The sequence below is a fragment of the Pseudomonas sp. SIMBA_068 genome, from assembly GCF_046534705.1.
GTDB classification, from domain to species: Bacteria; Pseudomonadota; Gammaproteobacteria; order Pseudomonadales; family Pseudomonadaceae; genus Aquipseudomonas; species Aquipseudomonas putida.
This window is the reverse complement of record NZ_JAWRYI010000143.1, coordinates 1-359: the sequence shown is the minus strand read 5'-3', so window position 1 is coordinate 359 and position 359 is coordinate 1. Positions and strand designations below refer to the sequence as shown.

General features: G+C 38.2%; 1 protein-coding gene. It reads left to right on the top strand.

The features are described 5' to 3' along the window. Nucleotides 1-162: 162 nt before the first annotated feature. The coding region (locus SB756_RS28560; protein WP_410912867.1) for a hypothetical protein at nucleotides 163-359 on the top strand (197 nt) is incomplete at its 3' end.

Genomic DNA, 359 nt, shown 5'->3' with positions numbered 1-359 from the left:
CTACAGAATCAAGACTTCTCTAAATTAGGAATGTTCATAAGGGACGAGTGTAAGAGAGCACAAAAGTTGGGACATGAATGGAGAACTCCCGATTTACTACTAAAAGGATTCAGAAACCGGCATTTACACCCGTTGTTAGATTGGCGACTAGGTTTGGAGCTTATGTTTGTTATGAAGGATCCTACGTATATTCCAGGTGTAACTCCACACTTTGAACTGTGGGGTTTAGGTTTAAAAAGTTGGCAAGAAGAAGCTTCAGAGTTAGTAATAAATTATTGCTCAGCATTTGGTAATGGCAGCTTAAAACCTATCAATAATGGTTCTTTCATTCATGGTTGGATTAATGAGAGTGAGAAAGT